Source organism: Paraburkholderia sp. Ac-20340 (assembly GCF_017104965.1).
Classification (GTDB): domain Bacteria; phylum Pseudomonadota; class Gammaproteobacteria; order Burkholderiales; family Burkholderiaceae; genus Paraburkholderia.
This window is the reverse complement of the sequence record NZ_JAAGPR010000016.1, coordinates 175,139-183,224: the sequence shown is the minus strand read 5'-3', so window position 1 is coordinate 183,224 and position 8,086 is coordinate 175,139. Positions and strand designations below refer to the sequence as shown.

Annotated in this window: 8 protein-coding genes and 1 pseudogene; 4 read left to right on the top strand and 5 right to left on the bottom strand. The window is 62.9% G+C overall.

Going from position 1 to position 8,086, the window contains the following annotated elements; all coding sequences use genetic code 11:
* Nucleotides 1–362 precede the first annotated feature (362 nt).
* From G3N59_RS20575 to G3N59_RS20565, 3 genes are all read right to left on the bottom strand, one after another.
* Entirely contained in the window at nucleotides 363–818 is a 456-nt protein-coding gene (locus G3N59_RS20575) for a hypothetical protein (protein ID WP_241023657.1), read from the bottom strand.
* A 345-nt stretch (nucleotides 819–1,163) separates the two neighbouring features.
* Complete coding sequence (locus G3N59_RS20570) at nucleotides 1,164–1,655, bottom strand: nuclear transport factor 2 family protein (RefSeq protein ID WP_205984464.1); 492 nt, start codon at nucleotides 1,653–1,655, stop codon at nucleotides 1,164–1,166.
* Nucleotides 1,656–1,762: 107 nt separating this feature from the next.
* Nucleotides 1,763–2,395 carry a TetR/AcrR family transcriptional regulator gene (locus G3N59_RS20565; RefSeq protein WP_205984463.1) on the bottom strand — a complete coding sequence of 211 codons (633 nt, stop codon included), beginning with the start codon at nucleotides 2,393–2,395 and terminating at the stop codon, nucleotides 1,763–1,765.
* Nucleotides 2,396–2,610: 215 nt separating this feature from the next.
* Between G3N59_RS20565 and G3N59_RS20560 the strand changes: the two genes are divergently transcribed.
* On the top strand, nucleotides 2,611–3,276 hold the full coding sequence (locus G3N59_RS20560; RefSeq protein ID WP_205984462.1) for a YceI family protein: 666 nt from the start codon (nucleotides 2,611–2,613) through the stop codon (nucleotides 3,274–3,276).
* Nucleotides 3,277–3,289: 13 nt separating this feature from the next.
* Here G3N59_RS20560 and tdh read toward each other — a convergent pair whose 3' ends face one another.
* Together tdh and G3N59_RS20550 are read right to left on the bottom strand one after the other, a co-directional pair.
* The gene (gene tdh, locus G3N59_RS20555) at nucleotides 3,290–4,321 is read right to left on the bottom strand and encodes an L-threonine 3-dehydrogenase (RefSeq protein WP_205984461.1); all 1,032 of its coding nucleotides are present in this window, start codon (nucleotides 4,319–4,321) and stop codon (nucleotides 3,290–3,292) included.
* A 30-nt stretch (nucleotides 4,322–4,351) separates the two neighbouring features.
* Nucleotides 4,352–5,551 carry a glycine C-acetyltransferase gene (locus G3N59_RS20550; protein ID WP_205984460.1) on the bottom strand — a complete coding sequence of 400 codons (1,200 nt, stop codon included), beginning with the start codon at nucleotides 5,549–5,551 and terminating at the stop codon, nucleotides 4,352–4,354.
* A 337-nt stretch (nucleotides 5,552–5,888) separates the two neighbouring features.
* Between G3N59_RS20550 and G3N59_RS20545 the strand changes: the two are divergent.
* The 3 genes and pseudogenes from G3N59_RS20545 to G3N59_RS20535 form a co-directional block, all read left to right on the top strand.
* A pseudogene (locus G3N59_RS20545) lies at nucleotides 5,889–6,434 on the top strand (XRE family transcriptional regulator); the annotation flags it as partial.
* 96 nt (nucleotides 6,435–6,530) lie between these two features.
* Complete coding sequence (locus G3N59_RS20540; protein ID WP_205984459.1) at nucleotides 6,531–6,935, top strand: DUF2471 family protein; 405 nt, start codon at nucleotides 6,531–6,533, stop codon at nucleotides 6,933–6,935.
* Nucleotides 6,936–7,017: 82 nt separating this feature from the next.
* On the top strand, nucleotides 7,018–8,028 hold the full coding sequence (locus tag G3N59_RS20535) for a tyrosine-type recombinase/integrase (RefSeq protein WP_205984458.1): 1,011 nt from the start codon (nucleotides 7,018–7,020) through the stop codon (nucleotides 8,026–8,028).
* The last annotated feature ends 58 nt before the right edge of the window (nucleotides 8,029–8,086 follow it).

The following is an 8,086-nucleotide window of genomic DNA, read 5'->3' as shown; positions in this document are numbered from 1 at the left end:
AACTCTTCAGTTTAAACCTGTTACTGTTTTCGGTTCTCTCGAACCGGTCGCTCACTCAAAGCTGACAGGAATTTGAATTACTTCAAAAACCTGACTTACTTTTGTGTGAGACTCTTGATACTTTTGCTATCCCGCCAGATCGAAAACGATCACGGCGAGGAGCTCAATCGAATCAAGCGCCCACACTTATCGGCTGTAAATTTTTAAAGATCAATTCGCTGAAAACTACTGGAAAATCAAGCTATCCGGTGTTTTCTGCGTCGCTGCATCAGCAGGAGGAGGCGAATTATGCAGGGCGCAGAACCACTCGTCAAGCGAATTTGAATAAATTATTTCAGCGCCCCGTTTTTTTCTAAAAACGCTCAGAACTTCACGCGCAATTGAAAGCCAACCGTGAATGGCAAATCGTCAGAAGGAATCGGCGGGATGATGATGAAGTTCACGCCCACGCGCTTATACGCGACCATCACAATCGGCGCGGCCACCGGTCCAATCGTGTGATTGCGACCAAGGCCCCAGTTGCCGTAGTTGTAGCCGGAGATGATGCCGCCCATGGCGGCGAGGCGCACGTAGCCCCAATGGAGGAATTCCGGCGCCCACACGCCGCCGCCGTAATAGGAGGGCCGGCGCAGCGAGTTGCGGAAGCCGCCTATCGTGACGCCCCATTGGTCGCTCGGCCAGCATTCGATGCCGAGGCCGGGATTGAATTGCTCGAAGTCCTTGTCGGGATGAATGTGATACGAGCCGACCATCGCGTCGACCCACAGGCCCGCGCCGCACCAGTTGGCCGCACGTGCGCCGCTTGCCGCGCCGAGCATCAGCAGCAGGAACGCTGCCCTCGTGATCGTCTTTCTCCCTGTCCTGCCACCGCGCACTTGCCAAAACCGCATGGGCTCTCCGTCCTCGCGCTCGCCGAATCGTTTCGGGGCGTCTGCTGGGTCTGATTATGGTTTGCTGTTGTTCGGCCTTCCGGTGACTGCAGACTGTACAGCAAGCGCGAGCGCGCGCGTACCGAGGCTTTGCTCGGATATCGGCGGGTGCGCCTGCTGTCGTCGATTAAATAGCCACCGTCACTTCAGGCGCGACCCATCATGCCAGCGCAGTGCGTCGCGACGATGAATGCCGCGGCGATTGGGAGATGGAGGGAACGATGAACGCGACGACTACAGCCCGAGCGCACTCAGGCCCGGATGATCGTCGGGACGGCGGCCGAGCGGCCAGTGATAAAGACGATCGGTCTCGCGAATCGGCAGATCGTTGATGCAGGCGTGGCGATGCGCCATCAGTCCGTTCTCGTCGAACTCCCAGTTCTCGTTACCGTACGAGCGGAACCAGTTGCCTGAATCGTCGTGCCACTCGTAGGCGAAGCGCACCGCGATGCGATTGTCCGTATAGGCCCACAGCTCCTTGATGAGCCGGTAATCGAGTTCGCGCGCCCACTTGCGCGTGAGAAAGCCGACGATGGCTTCGCGGCCCGTCACGAACTCCGCGCGGTTGCGCCAGACGCTTTGCGGCGTGTAGGCGAGCGATACGCGCTGCGGATCACGGGAATTCCAGCCATCCTCGGCGCCGCGCACTTTCTGGATCGCGGTTTCGCGCGTAAAGGGCGGCAGCGGCGGACGGACTTCGGCGGTAGTCGGATTCGAATCGGTCATGGTCGGGCTCCTTTCTCTAGCGGCAGCCAGGCCCGCCAGCACGGCGCGCCTGAGTTGGACAAAACAAAACGGGACGATGCAGATAGCAACGGTTTGCGCGCGATACGTCAGCGCGCGTCAGGCTTCAGCGCATCGAGCAACAATTGAGCGGCCGCGCGCGCGTCCAGCGCCGCGTCGGCGTCGCCGCTCACGAGCGCCACGCCGATAGCGCCATCGATCAGAATCAGCCATTGGCGTGCGAGCCGTGTCGCCACCCGACGCTCCACGCCGCTGACGTTGGCCCACGCATCGCATTGCTCCGTCACGAAGGCCAACAGGCGCGCCTTATGCATGCGCGCGACTTCGCGCACCGGGTCATCCGGCGAAGCGGTTTCACCCGCAGCGTTCAGAAACGCGCAGCCGTGAAAGCGCTCCGAGGCGAACCATTCGCGCAACACATCGAACATCGCCAGCAGCCGCGTGCGCGGCGTGCGCCCGCGTTTGAGCGTGCCGTCGATAAACCAGCGCATCCAGCGCTCGTCGCGCCGCGTGAGCGCCGCGGCCACCAGCGCATCCTTCGATTCGAAATACGTATAGAAGCTTTTGCGCGCCGCCCCTGCCGCGCGGACGATGGCATCGACGCCCGTCGCATGAATGCCGCCCGCGTAGATCAACGCCTCGGCGGCTTCGAGCAGGCGCTCGCGCGCGTCGGGCACAGCGGTTTCATCGGACAGGTCTGCGGAATGGGGTGGCTTGCTCATGACTTCATCGACTCGAAAGGTGGAACGATCGTTCTCCGTGAATCGCAATGTAGAACGATCATTCTCCCGCGTCAAGCCGGAATTTCCGCACGCTTTCCTCAAACACGGCGCACGTTTTTTGCTGCAATGTTGCGGATACAGCAGAAAATGGAAGAAAGGCGCAGCCTGGATCGTTCTGGATTTGTGCAGCCTTGCGCCTTCACCAGGGAGACACCATGAATCGACGCCGCGCCTTCATTGCCTTGCTTTGCGCAGGCTTCACGGGACTATCCGGTTGCACGCCGCTGCGCGTGGTGACGCACAGCGTCAACCCCACCGAAGCGGCCGTGCCCGCCGGCCACTACACGCTCGATCCCCATCACTGGAGCGTCGTGTTCGATGTCGATCATCTGCATTACATGCGTTTCGTGATGCGCTTTGACCGCGCGACCGCGCAACTCGACTGGCGCACGCACGCGCTCGAAGACGCAACCGTGCAGGTCGATATCGATGCCGCCAGCCTCAACACCAACGTGAGCGCGCTGGACAGCATGGTAAAAGGCCCGAAGATGCTCGATACGGAGCGTAACGCGCAGATTCGCTTCGTCAGCACGCGCTTCGAACGCACGGGCGAAGTGAACGGCAAGCTGACGGGGAAATTGACGGGCAATCTGACGATACGCGGCGCGACGCAGCCGGTCACGCTGGACGTGACCTTCAACGGCTATGCGCCCAATCCGCTCACGAAGCAGCCGACGCTGGGCTTTTCGGCGCATGGCACGTTCAACCGTTCGGCGTTCGGCTTGACGAGTTGGTATCCGGCCGTGGGCGATGCGATCGATGTGCGCATCGAGGCGGAATTCGAGCAGCCGCCGCCAGCAGGTGCGGCGGCGGCCGAATAAAACGCAGCCGGCCTCAGGCGCCGGTCCAGTCGAGAATCACCTTGCCGCTCTCGCCCGAAAGCATCGCAGCGAAGCCTTTTTCGTAATCGTCGACGCTAAAACGGTGCGTGATGATCGGCGAGAGATCGAGCCCGCTTTGCAGCATCGCGACCATCTTGTACCAGGTCTCGAACATCTCGCGGCCGTAAATGCCCTTGATTTCAAGGCCTTTGAAGATCACCTGATTCCAGTCGATGGCGGTCTGCGCCGGCGGAATGCCCAGCAGCGCGACCTTGCCGCCGTGGTTCATCGCTTCGAGCATGGCCGTGAACGCGCTCGGCACGCCCGACATTTCAAGGCCCACGTCGAAGCCTTCGGTCATGTGCAACTCGCTCATGACGTCACGCAGCGACTCGCGGGCGACATTCACGGCACGCGTCGCGCCCATCTTGCGCGCGAGTTCGAGCCGGTAGTCGTTGACGTCGGTGATGACCACGTTGCGCGCGCCCACATGCTTCGCGATCGCCACGGCCATGATGCCGATCGGCCCCGCGCCCGTAATCAGCACGTCTTCGCCAACGAGGTTGAACGACAGCGCCGTATGCGTGGCGTTGCCGAACGGATCGAAGATCGCTGCGAGATCGTCGGAGATTTCAGGCGGAATCTTGAACGCGTTAAAGGCCGGAATCACGAGGTATTCGGCAAACGCGCCTTCGCGGTTCACGCCCACACCCGTGGTGTTGCGGCACAGATGACGGCGCCCCGCACGACAATTACGACAGAAGCCGCAGGTGATATGGCCTTCGCCCGACACGCGGTCGCCAATCGCAAAGCCACGGACTTCCTGGCCCATTTCGACGATTTCGCCCACGTATTCATGACCCACGTGCATCGGCACGGGAATGGTCTTCTGGGCCCAGTCGTCCCATTTCCAGATGTGGATGTCCGTGCCGCAAATGGCCGTGCGGTGGATCTTGATCATCACATCGTTATGGCCGACTTCGGGCTTCGGCACGTCGGTCAGCGTGAGGCCGGGACCGCGTTCGAGTTTGGCGAGTGCTTTCATATTAGTTCGCTATCCTGTCTAAATCGCCACTCAGATCACGCCGAGCTGCTTGCCGACGCGTGCGAATGCCGCCACCGCGCGATCGATCTGCCCGGGCGTGTGCGCCGCGCTCATCTGCGTGCGGATACGCGCGCGGCCCTTCGGCACCACGGGATACGAGAAGCCGATCACATAGACGCCTTCGTGCAGCAGCGCATCGGCCATCTTCGAGGCGACCTGCGCGTCGCCGAGCATCACCGGAATGATCGGGTGTTCGCCCGGTACGAGCGTGAAGCCGAGCGCATTCATTTCGCGGCGGAAATGCGCGCCGTTGGCCTGCACGCGTTCGCGCAGGCTCGCACCTTCGCTGCTTGCGATCAGTTCCAGCACCGCCAGCGACGCGGCCGCGATGCTGGGCGCGAGCGTGTTCGAGAACAGGTAGGGGCGCGAGCGCTGGCGCAGCAATTCGATCACTTCCTTCTTCGCCGCGACATAGCCGCCCGACGCGCCGCCCAGCGCCTTGCCGAGCGTGCCGGTGATGATGTCCACGCGCTGCGCAACGCCGCAATGCTCGGGCGTGCCGCGCCCATTCGCGCCGATAAAGCCCACCGCGTGCGAGTCGTCCACCATCACGAGCGCGTTGTAGCGGTCGGCCAGATCGCAGATGCCCTTGAGGTCCGCGATGATGCCGTCCATCGAGAACACGCCGTCGGTCGCGATCAGCTTGAAGCGCGCACCGCCCGCATCGGCCTCGCGCAGTTTCGCCTCGAGATCGGCGAGATCGTTGTTCTTGTAGCGATAGCGCCGCGCCTTCGAAAGACGCACGCCGTCGATGATGCTCGCGTGATTGAGTTCGTCGCTGATGATCGCGTCTTCGTCGCCGAGCAGCGTTTCGAACAGGCCGCCGTTGGCGTCGAAGCAGCTCGAATAGAGGATGCTGTCTTCGGTGCCGAGGAACGCGGCGAGCGCGCTTTCGAGCTGCTTGTGCACCGTCTGCGTGCCGCAGATGAAGCGCACCGACGCCATGCCGAAGCCATCGCGCTCGAGCCCGTCCTTCGCGGCGGCCACGAGGCGCGCGTCGTTCGCGAGACCCAGATAGTTGTTGGCGCAGAAGTTCAGCACGTCGCTGCCGTCGGCGAGACCGATGGCCGAGGACTGCGGCGTGGCGATCACGCGCTCGCTTTTATAGAAGCCATCGGCGCGAATCTGGTCGAGCGTGGCGCGCAGGTGGTCGAGGTAGGAAAGGCTCATGACGTCGTGCTCCTGACAGGGCAAGCCGCGGCTGTTATAGTCGCCGTCAGCTTTGAGCGAATTTATTCGTTTTTTCGAACTCATGTTCGGTATATCGAACAAACTCTAATCGATGAGGCACGCAATGGCAAGCACCGGCTCAGGCACGCGCGCGCCTGCACAGGCAAAAAAGACGGCGGACGATCAGGCTGACGCCCCGGCCACGCCCATCACGTCAATCACGCCTGCCGCGGCGAAGCCTGCTGTCGCGCGCAAATCCCGCGCCGCCGCAGCCAGACCTGCGACCAGTCCGAAGGCCGATCCGCCCGATCTCCCGGCCAAGCCTACACCTGCTGCGCCACCGCGCGTAGGCGAGCAGATCCAGCGCCTGCGCAGCGAACGCAGGATGACGCTCGACGAGCTGTCACGTGCGGCCGGCGTATCGAAATCGATGCTCTCGGAAATCGAGCGCGACAAGGCCAATCCGACCATCGCCGTGGCCTGGCGGCTCACCAACGCGCTGGGCGTGAAGCTCGATTCGCTGTTCGCCGCGCCCAGGGCGCCCGATGCGATCGCCGTGGCCGGACCGCACGACATTCCCACCTTGCTCGGCCATGACGCCGGTTATCAGTTGCGCGTGTGGGGGCCGATCGAGCTGGCCGGCCATTTCGAGTGGTACGAACTGACGCTCAAGCCCGGCGGCGCGCTGATGTCGAATGCACACGAACCCGGCACGCGCGAGCACCTCACGGTGCTGCAGGGCGCCATCGAAGTGGAAGCCGCTGGAACCGTCGAGCGCCTGAAAGCCGCCGACACCGCGCGCTATATCGCCGACCAGCCGCACGCCATCCGCAATCTGGGCAAAGGCGAAGCGCGCGCCCTGCTGGTGGTGATCCACGGCTGATTTCGCCTGGCCGAAAGGCCAGCTTCCGCATCGAGGCTGCACAATCGCTCCGACTACTGTATATTCATACAGTAAAAAGAACGAACGGAGCCGCCCATGCACACTTCGCGCATCCCGAACGAGCAGGATCTGGCCGCCTTGCGCTTCCAGGCGGCCGCGCGCGATCTCGAGCAGATCGTGCGCAACATCGCACATCGCTATATCGCCCAGCAGGTTCCGCTGACCTGGCGTCTGCTGCACGCAATCGAAGCCGAAGCGCTCGCCGACCTCGGTTTCGCCAGCCGGCACGACGCGCTCATGCTCGGCCTGTTCCAGCGTCCGGGCGATCTCGCCTATCCTGAAACCGACGAAACCGTCGATTTCGGCCAGTCCAATGCACTGCCCGCCGTCTTCGCCTTCGCCGTGAGCGCGTACGAACTCGCCGCGCGCAGCGCCGAAGAGGCGCAACGTCAGGCCCGCAGACTTGCGGCCGCCAAACGCTCGCGCGCGTGGGGCGGTTGATGTTCGCGGCCATTCTGATCCACGATGCCCAGTGCCCTTCGCTAAAATCCCTGTCTGCAACGCAACTAACGGAAGGACAGTGATGACCGCCTCCGATTTGTCCCACTCGTCCCAAGCTTCCCGCGATCTCTTTGACCAGCAACGCAAGGACTGGCAACAAGATCCATCCGCTGCCTTTGACGCCTGGCTGGCCGCGCAGGATCTGCGCCGTTCGTCGGCGGATATCTATCGCGTGCAGTGGGGGCGCTTTCTCGAATGGCTCGCGCTCAAGCGCAAGACCATTGTTTCCGTGGATACGGGCACGATCTCTGAATTCGTCGCCGGGCTCGATGTGAAGAAGCCGCAGCGGCTGCGTTATCTGCGCCTGATCGAACGTGTGCTCGATCACGTGCGGCAGATCGAGCTTGCGTCCACGAATCCTGCGCGCTTTATCGCCCAGGACGGCGAGGCCGCGTGGCGCAATGCGCGTGAAAACGAACCCACCGGCTTTCTTACGGCCGCGGAACGCGCGGCCGTCATCGCGCAACTGTTTGCGCCGCTCACCGAGCAATCGGCGGCCAAACGCTGGCGCGAGCGGCGCGATCGCGCGCTCGTCGCGGTATTCCTGGGCGGCGGGCTAAAAACGGGGGATGCCATCGCGTTGCAGCTCGACGCCACCGCGATCGCTTCGGAATGGATCACGATCGAGGCCGATAACCCGGCCTTCACGCACAGCACGAAGCTCGCGCCGTTCGCCGTCGACGTCATGGGCGCCTGGCTCGAAGCGCGGCGTCTGGCGGGTCTGCCCGGGCAACTCGTGTTTCCGGGCTCGCCCAACGGCCGGCCGATGCACAAGGCCACCGTGCTGCGTGCAATCGATGGATTGATGGAAGCCGCTGGCGTCGCGCAGACACGCGCAGAACGCGCGAGTCCGCAAACGCTGCGCAACAGTTTCGCGGCTGATCTGTTCGAGCGGGGCGTGGACGCCGATCAGGTCGGCCAATGGCTCGGCTTTCTGCAACCGATTTCGGCAGGCCGGCTGCACCGCTCCTGGCGCGTGTGGGCTGATCGCGAAGCCTTGCTTCGTGTCGCCGATGCCGAAGACACGCCGTAAGCGTCGAAGCCCAGTGGGCATCCGACACCTATCCGCTCCCGCAAAGCCTCACGTCGAT

Coding starts and splice junctions, on each gene's coding strand:
- G3N59_RS20560 (WP_205984462.1), top strand. CDS start 2,611: ATGAATCGACGCCGCGCCTTCATTGCCTTGCTTTGCGCAGGCTTCACG.
- G3N59_RS20565 (WP_205984463.1), bottom strand. CDS start 2,395: ATGAGCAAGCCACCCCATTCCGCAGACCTGTCCGATGAAACCGCTGTG.
- G3N59_RS20550 (WP_205984460.1), bottom strand. CDS start 5,551: ATGAGCCTTTCCTACCTCGACCACCTGCGCGCCACGCTCGACCAGATT.
- tdh (WP_205984461.1), bottom strand. CDS start 4,321: ATGAAAGCACTCGCCAAACTCGAACGCGGTCCCGGCCTCACGCTGACC.
- G3N59_RS20535 (WP_205984458.1), top strand. CDS start 7,018: ATGACCGCCTCCGATTTGTCCCACTCGTCCCAAGCTTCCCGCGATCTC.
- G3N59_RS20575 (WP_241023657.1), bottom strand. CDS start 818: ATGCTCGGCGCGGCAAGCGGCGCACGTGCGGCCAACTGGTGCGGCGCG.
- G3N59_RS20570 (WP_205984464.1), bottom strand. CDS start 1,655: ATGACCGATTCGAATCCGACTACCGCCGAAGTCCGTCCGCCGCTGCCG.
- G3N59_RS20540 (WP_205984459.1), top strand. CDS start 6,531: ATGCACACTTCGCGCATCCCGAACGAGCAGGATCTGGCCGCCTTGCGC.